Genomic DNA, 18,902 nt, shown 5'->3' with positions numbered 1-18,902 from the left:
CTACCCGTCGATCAGGCCGCCGTGCCACGCTCCGGCGGTGCGTGCGGCCAGCAGCAGGCACTCGCCGGCTCCGGCGGCCGCCACGACGATTTCCCCCTTCTCGTCCCACACGGCGCTGCGCCCGGCGCTGGCCCAGTCGCCCGTCGGGCCGCCGTGGTTCGCCATCGCGACAGGCATCCGGTGCGTGCGCGCATATCCTTGCAGCAGTGCCGCATCCGCCGCATAGCCGCCTTCGGACACGAGCACGCTGGCCGCGTACAGGCCGGCGCCCGCCTGCGCCGCCGCGGCCGCATGACGGGCATGGGCGATCTCGGCGCAAACGGCCAGCGCGACCTGCGTGCCCTCCACCGCCAGCGGGGCCCCGCCGGTACCGGCGCGGAACGCCTTCTCCTCGCCCGGGTGCAGATACTGTTTCGTGTACACGTCAACGCCGCCATCGGGCAGGAACGACAGCGCGGCGATCGCCGGATGGCCGGGCGCACGCAGCGGCGCGCCGGTGACGATCGTGAGGTGATGGCGTACCGCCGCGTCGCGCAACGGCGCCAGCCGCGCGTCGTCCGGCATCAACGCCAGCTGCGCCGCGAGGTCCGGTTCATAGCCCGTCAGTGCCAGCTCGGGAAACAGCACGAGGTGGGCGCCCGCCTGCGCCGCGCGCTCGGCCAGCGGCACGTGCCGCCCGACGTTCGCGTCGATGTCGCCGCGCCGGGCAACGAACTGTGCGACGGCAAAGCGCGGCAGGTCAGGCGGAAGATCAGGGGGCAGGTCAGGTGCCAGTTCAGGCGCCATCGCGCACGCTGAGCACGCAGTAGTCGGCGATCGCCTGCAGCACGGCCGCGTTCTCGCCGGCCGCCTCCGCGACCCGCACGGCCAGCGCCGGGTGATCGCGCTTCAACTGCTCGATCATCACGGGCAGGTCGCGCAGCACGTGGCCGCCCTGCCCCAGGAACACGGGCACGATCGTCAGCTCGGTCACGCCTTGCGCCACCAGCTGCGCGGCCCGTTCCGGCAGGCCGGGCGTCATCAGTTCGAGGAAGGCCAGCGACACGTCAACGCCGGGCTCGCGTGCGGCCACGATGTCGCGCAGGCGCTCGAACGGCGCGGCCCAACTGGCCGCGCGGGCGCCGTGGGCAAACAGGATCAAGGCACGTTGCGTCATCAATGTCGCTCCACCCAGTACAGCGCGGCGATCGCCAGCGCGAGGAATATCAGGCTCGGCATCACGGCCGTCACGAACGCGGGCAGCGTCGACAGCACGCCGATGTGCGAGAACAGCGTGTTCACGAGCAGGAAGCTCACGCCGATCATAATCCCGATGAAGATCTTCAGGCTCACGCCACCGGCGCGCACGTGCAGGTAACCGAACGGCAGCGCCAGCGCCATCAGCACGAAGATCGCCAGCGGGTCGATCAGCTTCTTCCAGAACGCGATCTTGAAGCGCTCCGTCTGCTGCCGGTTTTCCTGCAGGTGGCGGGTGTACACGGCCAGTTCGTTGGCCGACATCTGCTCGGGATCGGACGCGGCGACCGACAGGATTTTCGGCGTGATTTCCGACACCAGGTCCTTCGTCGCGTAGCGCTGCGTGGCGATCGCGCTGGTCTCCTGCGCGAAGTTGTTCTTCACCGTCGCCTCTTCCTTCAACAGGGCCGGATTGGTGAAGTGGTTTTCCGTCACGTCTTCCAGCCGCCACACGTTGTTGCCCTGGTAGCTGCCGGCCTTCGCCGCCGTCAGCGTGCGCAGGCGGAAGCTGTTGTCGAATTCGTAGAGCTTGACGCCGACCAGGCGGCCATCGGGCATCACTTCGCGCACGTTGAAGAAACGCGAGCCTTGCACGGTGCCCTTCAGGCCGTCGCTCTTGACGATGTCCTTCGTCCACAGGCCGGAGCGGAACTCGGACGACACGGTCGTGCCCCGCCCCGTCAGGTGCAGCCGTTCGGCCAGCGGCGCCGTGCGCGGCGCGATCAGTTCGCCGAAGATGAACGTGACGATCACGAGGCCGATGCCGATCTTGAACAGCATCCATGCGGCCATCCGCGTCGACATGCCGGACGCGCGCATGATCGTGAACTCGGACGACGACGCGAACTGCGCCATGATGTAGATCGTGCCGATCAGGGCGGCCACCGGCATCACCTCGTACACGTGCTGCGGCACCATCACCACCACGTACAGCAGTGCGTGCTGCATGGCGTAGCCGTTCTTGCCGACCAGCGGCAGCTCGCCCGTCAGGTCCATGAAGCCCAGGAGGCCCAGGAAGGCAAGCAGCACGACGGCGACCGCCTGTGCGATCGAAACGGCGAAATAACGCTGCAGGATCTTCATTGTGCGCGCCCCCGCTTGAGCGACGCCAGCAGCGCGCGCGGATGCCAGCGGTTGTTGACGTTCAGGCGCCAGGCGAACATCGCGATCACCGTCAGCGCGGCGGCCACGTGCAGCGGCCACCAGCCCATCCCGAAGCTGAAGTGGCCCTGCTTGACGCTGGCCTCGAACAATTTCACCGTGTTGTTATAGGCGAAGAAGATCAGGATCGCGATGATCAGGTTCGTCGAACTGCCTGCGCGGGGATTCACAAAGCCCATCGGGATCGCCAGCAGCATCAACAGCAGGCACGTGATCGGCAGCGAGATGCGCCACAGCAGTTCGGCGCGCGCCGCATTGGTCGGGATCTTCAGCAGCTCGGCCGTCGGAATCGCATTGGCTGACAAGGTCGGATCGAGGTCCTGCGCCCGCTGCGCGACGCGCATGCTGTAGCGCTCGAACTCCATCGTCTGGAAGTCCGCCTGGCCCGGATTGCCCTGGTAGCGGCGGCCGTTCTTCAGCACCAGGTAGCGCTGGCCGTTCTCGCCCGTCTCGATGACGCCTTCCTTGGCGACGATGACGGACGTGCCGCGCTGGTCCACCTGGTTGACGAACACGTTCTGCACCGATGCCGTCTCACCCGCATTGCCTTCGACGAAGAAGATGCGGTTCGACGACGACGATTCCTTGAACTGGCCCGGCGAGACCTTCTGCAGGTCCTCGCGCTTGGCGAAGCGCTCCACGTATTCCGCGCTTCTGGCCTTGGCCCACGGCGTCGCGTAGAACGCCAGCACACCGGTCAGCACGATGATCGGAAAGCCGAACGTCAGCACGGGCCGGATCCAGGCGGTCAGGCTCTGGCCGGAGGCGAACCACACCACCATCTCGGAATCGCGATAGGTCCTGGTGACCACCATCAGCACGGAAATAAAGCTGGTGAGGATCAGCACTGTTGGCAGATAATTCAGGGCTGCAAACGCGATGAGCGCGAGCACGTCCGACGAATCGACCTTGCCGCCTGCGGCCTTGCCCAGGATCGTGATCAGGGTCCACGTCAGGATGATGGTGAACAGCACCGTAAAGGTAGCCCCTGCGGAGCCGGCCAGCTCACGCCTAAGGGCGCGTTGAAAAATCATTCGAAGCTTATAATTCGACTAGTTAAGTTACTGCGTTTTTGTTTTGACGCACACCTACGGAGAACCAAATGGACTTTAGCATAAAAGCATTCGACACAAAAAACACGATGGCGTCGGCCAAGACCGGCTGTGTCGCAGTTGCTGTATTCGAAAACAAGAAACTCTCGCAGGCGGCCCAGGCGCTCGATGGCGCAGGTGACATCACCGCCGCACTGAAGTCCGGCGACATCTCCGGCAAGGCCGGTTCCACCCTGCTGCTGCGCGGCCTCGCCGGCGTTGCCGCCGAACGCGTGCTGCTGGTCGGCCTGGGCAACGGCGAGTCCATCGGCGAAAAGGCCTTCACGACCGGCGTCCAGGCGGCGATGAAGGCATTCTCCACGCTGGGCGCGGCGGACGCCATTATCGCACTGCCGCTGGCCGAAGTGAAAGAGCGCGACGTGAACTGGTCGATCCGCACCGTGGTGCTGGCGGGCCGCGACAGCATCTACCGCAGCGACGCGCAGAAGTCGAAGAAGGATCCGGCGCCCAACGGCGTGCGCAAGATCGCGCTGGCAGTCCCGAACAACGCCGGCACCAAGCTGGCACTGGCCCAGGCGATCGCCGTGGCCAACGGCGTGCAGCTGACGAAGGACCTGGGCAACCTGTCCGCCAACGTCTGCACCCCGACCTACCTCGCCGAGACGGCGAAGAAGCTGGGCAAGGACTACATGTTCAACGTCGAAGTCCTGGAGCGCAAGCAGCTCGAGGCGCTGAAGATGGGCAGCTTCCTGTCCGTCACGAACGGCAGCGAGCAGCCGCCGAAGTTCATCGTGTTGAAGCACATGGGCGGCAAGCCGAAGGACGCACCGGTGGTCCTGGTCGGCAAGGGCATCACGTTCGACACGGGCGGCATCTCGATCAAGCCGGGCGCCGGCATGGACGAGATGAAGTTCGACATGTGCGGCGCCGCCTCCGTGCTGGGCACGTTCCGCGCGATCGGCGAAATGGGCCTGAAGCTGAACGTGATCGGCATCGTGGCAGCGTGCGAGAACATGCCTTCCGGCCGCGCGACGAAGCCGGGCGACATCGTCACGTCGATGAACGGCCTGACGATCGAAGTGCTGAACACGGACGCCGAAGGCCGCCTGATCCTGTGCGACGCGCTGACCTATGCGGAGCGCTTCAACCCGGCCGCCGTCATCGACGTGGCGACCTTGACGGGCGCCTGCATCGTCGCGCTGGGCCACCACCACAGCGGCCTGTTCACCCGCAATGACGACGCGCACAACGCGCTGGCCGAGGAAATCTCCGCGGCCGGCCGCGCCACCGGCGACACGCTGTGGCGCCTGCCGATCGGCGAAGAGTACAACGAGCAGCTGAAGTCGAACTTCGCCGACCTGGCCAACATCGGCTCGCCGGGCGGCGCGTCGTGCACGGCCGCGGCGTTCCTGGAAAACTTCACGCGCAAGTACCCATGGGCGCACGTGGATATCGCCGGCACGGCATGGAAGTCGGGCGCGGCCAAGGGCGCCACGGGCCGTCCGGTGCCGATGCTGACGAACTTCCTGATCAACCGCACGTAAGTTCGGCGCTGCGAAACGGCGGCCCTGCGGGGCCGCTTTTTTTTGGTTCTACGCTGCTGCTGCGAAAAGCGCGGGGCCCTCAGGGATTCAATGCGCGATGGACGCACGCGTGCCTGCCATCCCGACGGGACGGCAGGCACACGCGGTCAGTAGATCGCCGATCCACCAGGCGGTGGCGGCGGTGTTTGTGCAGGAGGCTGCCCGGGCGCGGGCGCGCCAGGCTGGACGCCGGGCTGGACGCGCTTGAGCAGCACGGTCAGCGTAGCAGGGTAATCGAACCCCGCCCCCGTCTGCCGGTCGACGAGCTGGCCGGCGCCCGCCGTGAGCAGGATATTGCCCCAGCGCGAGCCGTTCTGTTTCGCGTCGATCTGGTCGACCGCCCACACGTCGTTCAGCCGGCAATCGACCGCGAGCGGCTTGGTGCTCTTGTGGATCTTGACGCGGCCGGGCGACGTGACGAACCAGCGCCCCACGTCGTTGGACAGGACGCAGCCGACGCCGCCCACCGGCTGGTGGTCAAGCACCGTCTGCACCATCACGTACTGTTCGCTGGTTTCCGTCAGCGTGGCACAACCGGCCAGCAGCACGGCGGCCACGACTGGAAGACCAGCGCCCAGGCCACCCGCGCACGCAACCGCGATCCGGACGGCAGCACTCTGCCCGGCCCGGTGCACAGGCACCGTGCCGGCCGGAGGCGTCCGCCGGGTTGGCATCAAGCGATCAGTCGCCGGCCTTGGCGGACTGCTGCTTCTGCTTCAACCCCTGGATGACATGCATGATGTCGTCCATGGCCGTGTTGTCCCTGCTCTTCAGTGCCGTGAACGCATCCAGCACTTCGTTGAGCACCTGGGTGCGCACTGCCGCCTCGTCCGCCGCGATGACGGCGGGACGCTGCGCGGTGCGGGCGCTCTTCTCACTGGCCTCTTTCACAACCGACTTGCGGCCGGTCGGCGATTTGCCGTGTTCCAGCGCCGCCTGCCAGATCAGCCAGCGGCGCTGCGTTTCGTAGACCAGATACTCTTCTGGTTTGTCTTCGCGGCGACGGACGATATGTCCGTCCTTCTGAGCCCATGCTTCGAATGCAGATCGCATTTTCTTCCTTTACAAATGCTTTGCACGTTAAACCGATATTTCTCAATAGTACCACTTATTGACGCAAGACAACATCACCGGTAAATCTTTTTTGCAATGTTGTTGCGCCGATGACGCCTGGTCGAACCAAGCTGGGCGGGAGCCGTCCGATGACGAACACGCTAAGTATATTGCCCTTTGACGCGAACGTTAATCGAATTCTGGTACTATTATGATAACAATGAGGCTAAAACGGCAATGGTTTTTAACGATGGTCGCACTTTGCAACAGAAATTGCGTCTGAGAGTAGTCTTGTTATATGCAATGCTGAAGAATTGCAATTGATTGTTCGTACATTGTATTCGGTTTTGGCAACTTGTGGTGCACTCGTTGCGGCTTTGTTGGGGTAATATTCGCCGCGTCATACCACAAGGACCACTATGAAGCTTGCCACTTGGAACGTCAATTCCCTGAATGTCCGCCTGCCCCACCTGTTGAAGTGGCTGGAGGAAAATCCCGTCGACGTAATATGCATTCAGGAAACGAAATTAACAGACGATAAATTCCCGAAGGCAGCGATCGAAGCGGCCGGCTACTATGTGGAGTTTTCCGGCCAAAAGACTTATAACGGCGTCGCCATCCTGTCGCGCCTGCCGATGACGGACGTCGTGCGTAACAATCCATTGTATCCCGACGACCAGCAGCGCATCCTGGCCGCGACGATCGACGGCATCCGCGTCGTCTGCGCCTACGTGCCGAACGGCCAGGCCGTCGACTCCGACAAGTACGTCTACAAGCTGGCCTGGATGCAGGCCTTCAAGGAATGGCTGGCGAGCGAACTCGCGGCCAATCCGAACCTCGCGGTGCTGGGCGACTACAACGTGGCACCGGAAGACCGCGACGTGCACGATCCCGCCGTGTGGGAAGGCGAGGTACACGTGTCGCCGCGCGAGCGGGCGGCCTTCCAGGCGCTGCTGGAGGTCGGCCTGACGGATTCATTCCGCCTGTTCGAGCAGCCCGAGAAGACGTACAGTTGGTGGGATTACCGGATGCTGCGGTTCCAGAAGAACCAGGGCCTGCGCATCGACCACATCCTGCTGGCGGCGCCGCTGGTGGCGCGTTGCACGGCCTGCGTGATCGACCGCGCACCGCGCAAGTGGCAGCAGCCGTCCGATCACACCCCCGTGATCGCGACGCTGGGCTGACCCCGCCGGATTGCCCGGTTATGGGTCGGAGCGCTCCAGCATGTTCTGGGCGTTCGCCCGCGGCACCGGCTGCGAGAACAGGTAGCCTTGCGCGAAGCGGCAGCCTTGCTGCTGCAGCAGTTCGTAGTGCCCTTCCGTCTCGACGCCCTCGGCCACGACGGACAGCTGCAGGCTGTCCGACAGCGCGATGATGGCCGCGACGATCGCCCTGTCCTCGGCGCTTTTCTCCAGGTCCTTGATGAACGCGCGGTCGATCTTGATCTTCTTGACGGGGAAGCGCTTCAGGTAGGCGAGGCTGGAATAGCCGGTGCCGAAATCGTCGATCGACAGGCGGATGCCCATCGCGTTGATCTGCCCGAGGATGTCGAGCGTCTGCTCGCCATGCTGCATCAGCGCCGTCTCCGTGATCTCGAACTCCAGCAGCGCCGGATCGATGCCCGTGTCGTCGAGGATGCGGCGGATCGCCGGCACCAGGCCGCGGTGCATGAACTGGCGCGGCGACAGGTTCACGGCCAGCGGCACCGGCTGCAGGCCCTGCCGCTTCCATTCCATGCTCTGCTCGCAGGCGCGGCGGATCACCCATTCGCCGATCGGCACGATCAGGCCGTTCTCTTCGATGATCGGGATGAACTTGTCCGGCCCGATCAGGCCGCAGTCCGGCTTGCGCCAGCGCAGCAGCACCTCCAGCGAATGCAGCTTGCGCGTGCTGGTGTCGATGATCGGCTGGTAGTGCAGCTCGAACTGGCTCTGCGCCAGCGCGCTGCGCAAGCCGCTTTCCAGCTCCAGGTACGAAGCCGCCGAATTCATCTTCTGCGTGAAGAACTGGTAGTTGTTGCGGCCGGCCGCCTTGGCGTGGTACATCGCCGCGTCGGCATGGCGCATCAGCGTGTCGACGTCCGCACCGTCGTCCGGGCAGACGCAGATGCCGATCGACGGCGTGATGTGCAGCGTGTGACCGTCCAGCGGGAACGGCAGCGCCAGCGCATCGATGATCTTCTGCGCCACGTGCGCCCCCTCGTCGTTGTCGTGGATGTGCGGCGCCAGCACGACGAACTCGTCGCCGCCCAGCCGCGCCACCGTATCGCTGGCGCGCACGGCGCGACACAGCCGACCCGCCACTTCCTTCAGCAGCGCGTCGCCCGTCATGTGACCCAGCGAGTCGTTGATCGTCTTGAAGCGGTCGAGGTCGAGGAACATCACGGCCAGGCGCCGCCCGGTGCGCTGGGCCGCCAGCACGGCGCGCTCCAGCCGGTCCGCCAGCAGTGCGCGGTTCGGCAAGCCTGTCAGGCTGTCGTGATAGGCCATGTGGTGCACCCGCGCCTCGGCCTGGCGCCGCTCGACGATCTCGCCCTGCAGCATCGCGTTCGCGCCGGCCAGCTCCGCGGTGCGCTCCAGCACGCGGACCTCGAGCTCGTCGCGGGCCCGGCGCACCGCTTCGGCGGCCTCGCGCCGCGCCGTCACGTCGTCGATCATCCATACGGTGCGTCCCTTCGGCTGGTTCCAGTCGAAGGGACGGCCGGACAGCCGCGCCCAGAATTTGCTGCCGTCCTTGCGCACCAGCTGGTGCTCGGCCGAACTGACGCGGCCCGCGCGGAAGTCCGCCGACGTCTCGCGCCGCGCCGCCTCCCACGCATCCCGGTCGGGATACAGCACGTGGATCGGAATGCCGCACAACTCGCCCGGCGCATAGCCGAACAACTCTTCCATCTTCGCGTTGCAGCGGCAATTCAGCCCCCGTTCGACGACGGAAATGCCCAGCACCGCGCTGTCCAGGATCGCCTGGTTTTCCAGCAGCGCGTTACGCAGCGATTCCTCGGCGGCCTTGTGCTCGGTGCGGTCCTCGACGATCCAGATCGTGCCCTGATCCGGCGCGTCCGGATTGACGACGTAGGCGATCAGCTGGCCCCAGAACGTCGTGTCGTCCTTGCGGCGCAGCTCGACCTCGGTGTGGAACGGCCTGGCGACGGACAGCAGCGGCGACGCCTGCGCGCCCAGCGCCTCGTAGGCCGCCAGCGACGGATACAGGGCCTGGCCCGGCATGCCCAGCGCCTCGTCGCCCGCGTAGCGGAACATCTCGGCGAAGCCGCGGTTGTAGCGGGTGATGACGCGGTTGCGCGTGAACAGGATACTGATCGACGCGTTGTTCATCAGCGCCTCGATCTCCATCTGGTTCTGGCGCGACAGCGTCACGTCTTCCAGGATCCAGATCGTGCCGCCGTCGTTGTGCTCCTGGTCGACGGCCTTGGCGCGCACCCGGCACCAGAACAGCGTGCCGTCCTTGCGCTGGAACTGGAACTCCTTTTTCTCGAACGGCTGGCCGCCCGCCAGCACCGGGCCCGCTTCGCGGCCGAACTCGCGGTACACGTCGGGCGTCGGGAACACGGCCCCCGCATGCATGCCGATCATCTCTTCCGGCGCATAACCGAACATGGTCCCGATGCGCGGGTTACAGGACAGCACGTACTGGTTTTTCGTGAACAGGATGCCGACCGACGCGTTGTCGAGGATCGCCTGCTGTTCCAGCAGCAGCTTGCGGGTCGCTTCGCTGGCGGCCCGCTGTTCGCTGGTGTCCTCGACGATCCACACCATGCCTTCCGCCTCGTCGGCCGGATCGACCGCGCGGCCGTGCGCGCGGCACCAGAACAGCGTGCCGTCGCCGCGCTTCATCGGCGTCTCGAGCGTCACCGAACGCCCCTGGCCCAAGACGGGCATCCATTGCGCACGCAGGTCGTCGAAGTGTTCGGCGTCCGGATACAGCATCACGCTGGGCCGGCCCTCCATCGCCGCGCGGTCGTAGCCGAACATCTCGGCCGCGCGCATATTGCATTCCTGGATGTGATCGTTCTTGCTGAAGATGATGCCGACCGCCGCGTTGTCGAGGATCGCCTGCTGCTCCAGCAGCGCCTTGCGCAGCGCGCGCTGGTCGCGCTCGACGGTGCTGATGTCGTGGAACAGCACGGTCGCGCCGCCCGCGCCATATGCCGGCGGCAGCGGCTTGACGGTGACCTGCACGGCCACGTAGCGTCCGCCCGCCGCGGCCACGCAGCTTTCCCACGCCGTTGCGGTGCCGCCTGCCGCCAGTGCGGCGGCCAGCGCCTGCGCACCTGCCGCGCGCAGGTGGCGCGCCAACAGCGCATGGAGCGCCATGCCGCGCGGGTCGCGCGCCAGCAGTGCCTCCAGTTCGGCATTGGCGGCGATGACGATGCCGTCGCCATCGCAGGCACAGCCGGGCATGCCGATCAGCGCCAGCGCTTCGGCGATCAGGTCGGTATTCGTGGAAGCTTGGTTCATGTCATTATTATCAGCAACGATAGCTGCTCTTTAGCAACTCTTGGCAGCCTCGGCCGATCATAAACCAGGCGCCTTGCAATAGCCACACGCAAAGCAAAGAAGCCCGGCAGGGCCGGGCTTCGATACAACAGTCGATCCGCGCGCGGACGCGGCGTCAGGTCAGAACGCGTCGCCCGGCACCCTGACCTGGCCTTCCATCAGCACGCGCGCGCTGCGGCTCATGATCGCCTTCGTGACGGTCCAGGTGCCGTCCACCTGGGCCGCTTCGGCACCGACGCGCAGCGTGCCGGACGGGTGGCCGAAACGCACCGCGGTGCGCACGCCGCCGCCGGCCGCCGCGTTGACGAGCGTGCCGGGAATCGCCGCCGCCGTGCCGATCGCCACGGCCGCCGTGCCCATCATCGCGTGGTGCAGCTTGCCCATCGACAGTGCGCGCACCAGCAGGTCGATATCTTCCTGTCGCACCACTTTGCCGCTGGACGCCGTGTAGCTGGCAGGCGGCGCGACGAACGCCACCTTCGGCGTGTGCTGCCGCCGGGCCGCCTCGTCGACGTGGCCGATCAGGCCCATGCGCACGGCGCCGTGCGCGCGGATCGCTTCGAACTTCGCCAGCGCCTGCGCATCGCCGTTGATCGCCTCCTGCAGCTCGGTGCCCGTGTAGCCGATGGCACTGGCTTCGACAAAGATCGTCGGGATGCCCGCGTTGATCATCGTCGCGCGCAACGTGCCCACGCCCGGCACGTCGAGTTCGTCGACCAGGCGCCCGGTCGGGAACATCGCCCCACCGCCGCCCTCACCCGGTTCCTCGGCGGCCGGGTCCATGAACTCCAGCTGCACCTCCGCGGCCGGGAACGTGACGCCATCGAGCTCGAAGTCGCCCGTCTCCTGCACCTCGCCGTTTGCCATCGGCACGTGCGCGATGATCGTCTTGCCGATATTGGCCTGCCAGATCCGCACCACCGCGAGGCCGTCGCGCGGCACGCGCTCCGGGTCCACTATGCCATTGGCGATCGCGAACGGGCCGACGGCGGCGGACAGGTTGCCGCAATTACCGCTCCAGTCGACGAACGGCTTGTCGATGCCGACCTGACCGAACAGGTAGTCGACATCGTGATGCGGCCGCGTGCTCGGTGCCACGATCACCGTCTTGCTGGTGCTCGACGTGGCGCCGCCCATGCCGTCGATCTGCTTGCCGTACGGGTCCGGGCTGCCGATCACGCGCAGCAGCAGCGCATCGCGCGCGGTGCCCGGCACGCGGGCCGCTTCCGGCAAATCCTGCAGCCGGAAGAACACGCCCTTGCTGGTGCCGCCGCGCATGTACGTGGCGGGGATCCTGATCTGCGGGGCCGTCATGCCGCCCTCGCGGTGGTGGCAGCGAGGAAGTCCTGCGCAAAGCGCTGCAGTACGCCACCCGCCTCGTAGATCGCCACTTCCTCGGCCGTGTCGAGCCGGCACAGTACCGGCACCGTCACGCTCGCGCCATTGGCGCGGTGGATCACCAGCGTCAGCATCGCGCGCGGCGTGCGCTCGCCGACCACGTCGTACGTCTCGGTGCCGTCAAGGCCCAAGGTCAGCCGGTTGATCCCGCCCGTGAATTCGAGCGGCAGCACGCCCATGCCGACGAGGTTGGTGCGGTGGATGCGCTCGAACCCTTCGGCCACGATCGCCTCCACGCCCGCCAGCCGCACGCCCTTCGCGGCCCAGTCGCGCGACGAGCCCTGGCCGTAATCGGCGCCGGCGATGACGAGCAGCGGCTGCTTGCGCTCCATGTACGTCTCGATCGCTTCCCACATGCGCGTGATCTTCCCATCGGGCTCGATGCGTGCCAGCGAACCTGCCTTCACCTTGCCGTCGACGACGACCATCTCGTTCTTCAGCGTGGGGTTGGCGAACGTGGCGCGTTGCGCCGTCAGGTGGTCGCCGCGGTGCGTCGCGTACGAGTTGAAATCCTCTTCCGGCAAGCCCATCTTCGCCAGGTATTCGCCGGCCGCGCTGTCGGGCAGGATCGCGTTCGACGGCGACAGGTGGTCCGTCGTGATGTTGTCGCCCAGGACAGCAAGTGGGCGCATGCCCGTCAGCGTCCGGGCGCCGGCCAGCGCGCCTTCCCAATACGGCGGGCGGCGGATGTACGTGCTTTGCGGGCGCCAGTCGTACAGCGGGCTGACGGTGCCGCCCGTGTCGGCCTCGCGCGCGAACATCGGGATGTACACCTTGCGGAAATGGTCCGGCTTCACGCTGGCGGCCACGATCGCGTCGATCTCCTCGTCGCTCGGCCACAGGTCCTGCAACGTGATCGGCTTGCCGTCCGGCGTGAACCCCAGCGCATCCTTTTCGATGTCGAAGCGGATCGTGCCCGCGATCGCATACGCGACGACGAGCGGCGGCGAGGCCAGGAACGCCTGCTGCGCATACGGGTGGATCCGCCCGTCGAAGTTGCGGTTGCCGGACAGGACGGCCGTCGCGTACAGGTCGCGTTCGACGATCTCCTGCTGGATCGCGGGGTCGAGCGCGCCGGACATGCCGTTGCAGGACGTGCACGCGTAGGCGACGACGCCAAAGCCCAGCCGCTCCAGTTCCGGCAGCAGCCCCGCTTCCTCCAGGTACAAGGTGACGGCTTTCGAGCCGGGTGCCAGCGAGCTTTTCACCCAAGGCTTACGCAGCAGCCCGTACCTGTTGGCGTTCCGCGCCAGCAGGCCCGCGGCGATCATGTTGCGCGGATTGTTCGTATTCGTGCAGCTCGTGATCGCCGCGATGATCACGGCCCCATCGGGCATCTTGCCCGGCTCGTTCTCGACGACGCCGGCGATGCCGCGCGCGGCCAGCTCCGAGGTCGGCACGCGCTTGTGCGGGTTGGACGGCCCGGCGATGTTGCGCACGACGGTGGACAGGTCGAAGCGCAGCACGCGCTCGTATTCCGCCTGCACGAGGCTGTCGGCCCACAGGCCGGCCTGTTTCGCATACAGCTCCACCAGCGCGACCTGCTCGTCCTCCCGGCCCGTCAGGCGCAGGTAGCGCAGCGTCTGCTCGTCGATGGAGAACATCGCCGCGGTGGCGCCGAATTCCGGTGCCATGTTCGAGATCGTCGCGCGGTCGCCCAGCGTCAGCGCGGCGGCGCCGCTGCCGTAAAACTCCAGCCACGCCGACACGACTTTTTCCTTGCGCAGGAATTCCGTCAGCGCCAGCACGATGTCGGTGGCCGTGATGCCGGGGCGCGGCTTGCCCGTCAGCTCAACGCCGACGATGTCGGGCAGCCGCATCCACGAGGCGCGGCCCAGCATCACCGTTTCCGCTTCCAGGCCGCCGACGCCGATCGCGATGACACCCAGCGCATCGACCATCGGCGTGTGCGAGTCGGTGCCGACCAGCGTGTCGGGGTACGCGACGCCGCCGTCGACCTGGATCACCGGCGACATCCGCTCCAGGTTAATCTGGTGCAGGATGCCGTTCCCCGGCGGGATCACGTCGACGTTGCGGAACGCCTTCTTCGTCCAGTCGATGAAGTGGAAGCGGTCTTCGTTGCGGCGCTCCTCGATGGCGCGGTTTTTCGCGAACGCATCGGGATCGAAGCCGCCGCATTCGACGGCCAGCGAGTGGTCGACGACCAGCTGCGTCGGCACCACGGGGTTGACCAGTGCCGGATCGCCGCCCTGCTCGGCGATCGCATCGCGCAGGCCCGCCAGGTCGACCAGCGCGGTCTGGCCGAGGATGTCGTGGCAGACGACGCGGGCGGGGAACCACGGGAAGTCCAGGTCACGCTTGCGCTGGATAAGCTGTTGCAGCGAGGCGGTCAGCTGAGTGCTGTCGCAGCGCCGGCACAGGTTCTCGGCCAGCACGCGCGACGTGTACGGCAGCCTGTCGTAGGTGCCCGGCTCGATCGCGTCGACGGCGGCCCGCGCATCGAAGTAATCGAGGCTCGTACCGGGCAGGTTCTTCCGGTACGCGGTGTTCATTGGTGTGGTCACGGTGTTTCCTTACTTCCGGTCCTGGATCGGTACGAATTGCAGGTCTTCCGGCCCGACGTAGTTGGCGCTGGGGCGGATGATCTTGTTGTCGATGCGCTGCTCGATGATGTGCGCGGCCCAGCCCGAGGTGCGCGAGATGACGAACAGCGGCGTGAACATCGCCGTCGGCACGCCCATCATGTGGTACGACACGGCGGAGAACCAGTCCAGGTTCGGGAACATCTTCTTCACTTCCCACATCACGGACTCGAGGCGCTCGGCGATGTCGAACATCTTCATCGAGCCGGCTTCCTGCGACAGCGTGCGCGCCACTTCCTTGATGACCTTGTTGCGCGGGTCGGAAACCGTGTAGACGGGATGGCCGAAGCCGATCACCACTTCCTTGTTGGCCACCCGCGCGCGGATGTCGCTTTCCGCCTCGTCGGCATTCTCGTAGCGCTTCTGGATGTCGAGCGCCACCTCGTTGGCGCCGCCGTGCTTCGGCCCGCGCAGCGCACCGATCGCGCCCGTGATGGCCGAGTAGATGTCCGAGCCGGTGCCGGCAATGACGCGCGACGTGAACGTGGATGCGTTGAACTCGTGTTCGGCATACAGGATCAGCGACGTATGCATCGCCTTCACCCACGACTCGGACGGCGGCGCGCCGTGCAGCAGGTGCAGGAAGTGGCCGCCGATTGAGTCGTCGTCCGTTTCCACGTCGATGCGGCGGCCCGCGTGGCTGTAGTGGTACCAATACAGCAGCATCGAGCCGAACGACGCCATCAGGCGGTCGGCGATGTCGCGCGCGCCGGCCAGGTTGTGGTCGTCCTTCTCCGGCAGCACGCACCCGAGCACGGAGGCGCCGGTGCGCATCACGTCCATCGGGTGGGCGCCGGCCGGGATGGCTTCCAGCGCCAGCTTGACGGCCTGCGGCAGCCCGCGCAGCGACTTCAGCTTGGCCTTGTAGCCTTTCAGTTCGCCGGCCGTCGGCAGCTTGCCGTGCACCAGCAGGTAGGCGATCTCCTCGAACTCGCAGGTATCGGCGATGTCCAGGATGTCGTAGCCGCGGTAGTGCAGGTCGTTGCCCGTCTTGCCGACGGAGCACAGCGCGGTGTTGCCGGCGGCGACACCGGACAGCGCGACGGATTTCTTGGGCTTGAACGTGGGTTCGGTCATTCTGGTCTCCTGTTATCGATTCTTCTGGGCGGCGAACAAGGCGTCGAGATGCTGTTCGAAGGCGTGGTAGCCGATCGACTGGTACAGCTCCTCGCGGGTCTGCATCGTGTCCAGCACGTTCTGCTGCGTGCCGTCGCGGCGGATCGCCGCGTACACGTTCTCGGCGGCGCGGTTCATCGCGCGGAACGCGGACAGCGGATACAGCACGATGTCGACGTCGACGCTTTTCAGTTCATCGACCGTGAACAGCGGCGTCGAGCCGTATTCGGTGATGTTGGCCAGCACGGGCACCTTGACGGCATCGACGAAGCGCTTGTACATCGGCAGTTCCGTCATCGCTTCGGCGAAGATCATGTCCGCGCCCGCCTCGACGCAGGCCACGGCCCGCTCCATCGCGGCGTCAAGCCCTTCGACGGCCAGCGCATCGGTGCGCGCCATGATGACGAAGTTCTCGTCGGTGCGGGCATCGACGGCAGCCTTCACGCGGTCCACCATCTCGGCCTTGCTGACGACTTCCTTGCCGGGGCGGTGGCCGCAGCGCTTGGCGCCGACCTGATCCTCGATGTGCACGGCCGCGGCGCCGAACTTGATCATCGACTTGACGGTGCGGGCGATGTTGAACGCGGAGGCGCCGAAGCCCGTATCGATGTCGACCAGCAGCGGCAGGTCGCACACGTCGGTGATGCGGCGCACGTCCGTAAGCACGTCGTCGAGCCCGGAGATGCCGAGGTCGGGCAAACCCAGCGAGCCGGCAGCGACGCCGCCGCCGGACAGGTAGATCGCGCGGAAGCCGGCCCGCTTGGCCAGCAGCGCGTGATTGGCATTGATCGCGCCGACGATCTGCAGCGGCGACTCTTCCTGGACGGCCTGGCGGAACGCGGCGCCGGCGGAATGTTGACTCATGGTGACCTTTCAGATGAACGGAAATATGCCCTCCCAAGTGCAAGGCGCGTGCCATGCCGTCCGCAACCCGGGTATGTGAGGGAAATCAATCACTTGCAACACAGCCGCCAGTCCGTATGACGTTTCATTAGAAACGATGAAACGCAAGTGAACTATAATTTGAAACATGGCCTACCCTACTTCTCCGCCGCCGGACGCCGACAAGCCGGTCATCTGGACCGTTTCCGTCTCCCGGCTGTCGGACCTGTTCCGCGACATCACGCCCGAATACGACGCGCTCGCGACGATCGAGCCGATCCAGCTCGGCTTCGACGACGCCGTGCGCCACATCCGCGAACGGCTGGCCACGGAGCGCTGCGACGCCGTCATCTCGGCCGGCTCGAACGCCGCCTACCTGAAAGGCCGGCTGCCCGTTCCCGTCATCGTCGCGAAAGCCAGCGGCACGGACATGATGCGCGCGCTGGCGCGGGCCCGGCGCGTGTCCGACCGGATCGCCGTCATCACCTACCAGCAGCCGATGCCGGAACTGGCCGACTTCGCGGCCACGTTCGGGATCGACGTCGAGGAGCGCACCTACGTGACGCGCGAGGATGCGCGGGCCCAGGTCACCGAGTTGAAGGCGGCCGGCATCCGCGCGATCGTCGGCGCGGGGCTGATCACGGACCTGGCCGAGGAGGCGGGATTGACGGGGGTGTTCGTCTATTCGTCCGCATCGATCCGCCAGGCGTTCGACGACGCGCTGGAGATCGCCCGCTTTGCCCAGCTGGAGGTGGGCCGGCGGCGCAGCCGCGGCGGCGGCGTGCAGGACACGCTGCGCGCCCGCCACGGCCTGGCCGACCTGCGCGGCGAATCGGCGGCGATGGAGCAGGTGCGCCAGGCTTGCGTGCTGTATGCGCGCTCGAATGCCACGGTACTGATCCAGGGCGAGACGGGCAGCGGCAAGGAGCTGGCCGCGCAGGCGATCCACCGCGCCGCGCCGCACGGTGCCAGCCGCCCATTCCTGGCCGTGAACTGCGGCGCGCTCGCTGAATCGCTGCTGGAGTCGGAACTGTTCGGCCACGAGGAAGGCGCGTTCACGGGGGCGCGCCGGGGCGGCCGGCCTGGCCTGTTCGAAGCGGCCAGCGGCGGCACGCTGTTCCTCGACGAGATCGGCGAAATGCCGCTGGCCCTGCAGACGCGCCTGTTGCGGGTGCTCGAGGAACGCGAGGTCGTGCGCGTCGGCGGCACGCGGCCGATTCCGGTGGACGTGCGCATCGTCAGCGCTACCCATTGCGACCTCGCCCAGCGCGTGCGCGACGGCCGTTTTCGCGCCGACCTGTTCTACCGCCTTGCCGTGCTGCGCCTTGCGCTGCCGCCGCTGCGCGAGCGTGCTGCGGATATCGTGCCGCTCGCCGAATGGCTGCTGCGCAATGCGCTCGCGGCGCTGGGCGCGCGTGCGTCACCGAACCTGAAGGCGGAATTGCAGGCCTGCGCGCCGCTGCTGATGCGCCATGCGTGGCCCGGCAACGTGCGCGAGCTGCGCAATCTGTGCGAGCGCCTGGCGCTGTTCCTGGCCGCAGAACCGCTGCAGGCGTTGACCCCGCCGTTCATGCTCGGCATCGCGCCGGAGCTGGCCGACGCCGGCGCTGCGCCGCCCGCATCGGAAAGCGTGACCGAGGTGCTGCGCCGCTTTGGCGGCCGGCGCGATGCGGCGGCCGACTACCTGGGCATCAGCCGCACGACGCTGTGGCGCCGGCTGCGCGAAGAGACTGGCGCCTGACGGAACGCGCGCCGCCGCGCTGTACGGATCGTTACAATGCCGCCATGGCTGACGACTCCAAAGAAGACCAGAAGATCACGCTGAAAGACCAGATGGGCCACATCCTCGAAGAGGCCCGCATGGTGCTGCCCGGGATCCAGGCACTGTTCGGTTTCCAGACGGTGGCGGTGTTCAACGAACGCTTCGCGGACCTGCCTGTCTACGTGCAGGGCTGCCACGTGGCCGCGCTCGCGCTCGACGTCATCGCGATCGCGCTGGTGATGCTGCCGGCCGCCTACCACCGCCTGGCACAGCCGGACGTCGTTACGCTGCATACCGTGAAACTCAGTTCGCGGTCGATCTGCTGGGCGCTGGCGCCCCTGGCGGCCGCGATCGCGCTGGACCTGTTCGTCGTGCTCTTCGTGGTGGCGGACGAGATCCTGCCGGGCATCGTGGCGGCCGCCGCGTCGTTCGTGCTGCTGATCGGCCTGTGGTTCGTCTTCCCCCTGCACCGCCGGCGCCGGCACGGCTACGGCAGCACCGACAAGGGCGCCTGAACCGCGCCCGGCGGCCCCGATGCCCGG

15 protein-coding genes are annotated in these 18,902 nt (G+C 66.7%); 4 read left to right on the top strand and 11 right to left on the bottom strand.

Features of this window, described 5'->3' with window-relative positions; genetic code table 11:
• The 4 genes from IP92_RS04225 to lptF are packed head-to-tail and all read right to left on the bottom strand — an operon-like array spanning nt 1 to nt 3,431.
• Complete coding sequence (locus IP92_RS04225; RefSeq protein ID WP_145873226.1) at nt 1-786, bottom strand: carbon-nitrogen hydrolase family protein; 786 nt, start codon at nt 784-786, stop codon at nt 1-3.
• On the bottom strand, nt 776-1,156 hold the full coding sequence (locus IP92_RS04220) for a sirohydrochlorin chelatase (protein ID WP_145873225.1): 381 nt from the start codon (nt 1,154-1,156) through the stop codon (nt 776-778). Before IP92_RS04220 ends, IP92_RS04225 begins: the two co-directional genes overlap by 11 nt.
• Nucleotides 1,156-2,319 (bottom strand): LPS export ABC transporter permease LptG, encoded by a 1,164-nt coding sequence (gene lptG, locus IP92_RS04215; protein ID WP_145873224.1) that lies wholly within the window; start codon nt 2,317-2,319, stop codon nt 1,156-1,158. The genes IP92_RS04220 and lptG overlap by 1 nt, the downstream gene beginning before the upstream one ends.
• Nucleotides 2,316-3,431 (bottom strand): LPS export ABC transporter permease LptF, encoded by a 1,116-nt coding sequence (lptF, locus tag IP92_RS04210; protein ID WP_145873223.1) that lies wholly within the window; start codon nt 3,429-3,431, stop codon nt 2,316-2,318. Before lptF ends, lptG begins: the two co-directional genes overlap by 4 nt.
• Nucleotides 3,432-3,499: 68 nt before the next feature.
• Between lptF and IP92_RS04205 the strand changes: the two genes are divergently transcribed.
• Nucleotides 3,500-4,993: a leucyl aminopeptidase gene (locus tag IP92_RS04205; RefSeq protein WP_145873222.1), complete on the top strand. Its 1,494-nt coding sequence runs from the start codon at nt 3,500-3,502 to the stop codon at nt 4,991-4,993.
• 146 nt (nt 4,994-5,139) lie between these two features.
• Here the strand turns inward: IP92_RS04205 and IP92_RS30110 are convergent, their stop codons facing one another.
• Nucleotides 5,140-5,706: a hypothetical protein gene (locus tag IP92_RS30110; RefSeq protein WP_199271823.1), complete on the bottom strand. Its 567-nt coding sequence runs from the start codon at nt 5,704-5,706 to the stop codon at nt 5,140-5,142.
• Between the two features lie 7 nt (nt 5,707-5,713).
• Complete coding sequence (locus tag IP92_RS04195) at nt 5,714-6,085, bottom strand: phiTE_015 family protein (RefSeq protein ID WP_145873221.1); 372 nt, start codon at nt 6,083-6,085, stop codon at nt 5,714-5,716.
• A gap of 419 nt (nt 6,086-6,504) precedes the next feature.
• Between IP92_RS04195 and xth the strand changes: the two genes are divergently transcribed.
• Nucleotides 6,505-7,269 carry an exodeoxyribonuclease III gene (gene xth, locus IP92_RS04190; protein WP_145873220.1) on the top strand — a complete coding sequence of 255 codons (765 nt, stop codon included), beginning with the start codon at nt 6,505-6,507 and terminating at the stop codon, nt 7,267-7,269.
• A gap of 18 nt (nt 7,270-7,287) precedes the next feature.
• Here the strand turns inward: xth and IP92_RS04185 are convergent, their stop codons facing one another.
• The 5 genes from IP92_RS04185 to prpB all read right to left on the bottom strand — a co-directional run bounded on the left by IP92_RS04185 (nt 7,288) and on the right by prpB (nt 16,580).
• Complete coding sequence (locus IP92_RS04185; protein ID WP_145873219.1) at nt 7,288-10,560, bottom strand: bifunctional diguanylate cyclase/phosphodiesterase; 3,273 nt, start codon at nt 10,558-10,560, stop codon at nt 7,288-7,290.
• Between the two features lie 159 nt (nt 10,561-10,719).
• The gene (gene prpF, locus IP92_RS04180; protein ID WP_145873218.1) at nt 10,720-11,913 is read right to left on the bottom strand and encodes a 2-methylaconitate cis-trans isomerase PrpF; all 1,194 of its coding nucleotides are present in this window, start codon (nt 11,911-11,913) and stop codon (nt 10,720-10,722) included.
• On the bottom strand, nt 11,910-14,510 hold the full coding sequence (gene acnD, locus IP92_RS04175; RefSeq protein WP_145873325.1) for a Fe/S-dependent 2-methylisocitrate dehydratase AcnD: 2,601 nt from the start codon (nt 14,508-14,510) through the stop codon (nt 11,910-11,912). Before acnD ends, prpF begins: the two co-directional genes overlap by 4 nt.
• A 21-nt stretch (nt 14,511-14,531) precedes the next feature.
• The gene (prpC, locus tag IP92_RS04170; protein ID WP_145873217.1) at nt 14,532-15,677 is read right to left on the bottom strand and encodes a bifunctional 2-methylcitrate synthase/citrate synthase; all 1,146 of its coding nucleotides are present in this window, start codon (nt 15,675-15,677) and stop codon (nt 14,532-14,534) included.
• Between the two features lie 12 nt (nt 15,678-15,689).
• Nucleotides 15,690-16,580, bottom strand: coding sequence for a methylisocitrate lyase (gene prpB, locus IP92_RS04165; RefSeq protein ID WP_145873216.1), 891 nt, complete (start codon nt 16,578-16,580; stop codon nt 15,690-15,692).
• A 166-nt stretch (nt 16,581-16,746) separates the two neighbouring features.
• Here prpB and prpR point away from each other — a divergent pair, with 166 nt between their 5' ends.
• Complete coding sequence (prpR, locus tag IP92_RS04160; RefSeq protein ID WP_145873215.1) at nt 16,747-18,339, top strand: propionate catabolism operon regulatory protein PrpR; 1,593 nt, start codon at nt 16,747-16,749, stop codon at nt 18,337-18,339.
• Nucleotides 18,340-18,383: 44 nt separating this feature from the next.
• A complete protein-coding gene (locus IP92_RS04155) occupies nt 18,384-18,875 on the top strand; it encodes a DUF6328 family protein (protein ID WP_145873214.1) in 492 nt (163 codons plus the stop codon).
• The last annotated feature ends 27 nt before the right edge of the window (nt 18,876-18,902 follow it).

Source organism: Pseudoduganella flava, assembly GCF_007830495.1.
In the GTDB taxonomy this organism is placed as follows: domain Bacteria; phylum Pseudomonadota; class Gammaproteobacteria; order Burkholderiales; family Burkholderiaceae_D; genus Rugamonas; species Rugamonas flava.
The sequence above is the reverse complement of the archived record's forward strand: the minus strand, read 5'-3'. Positions and strand labels throughout refer to the sequence as shown.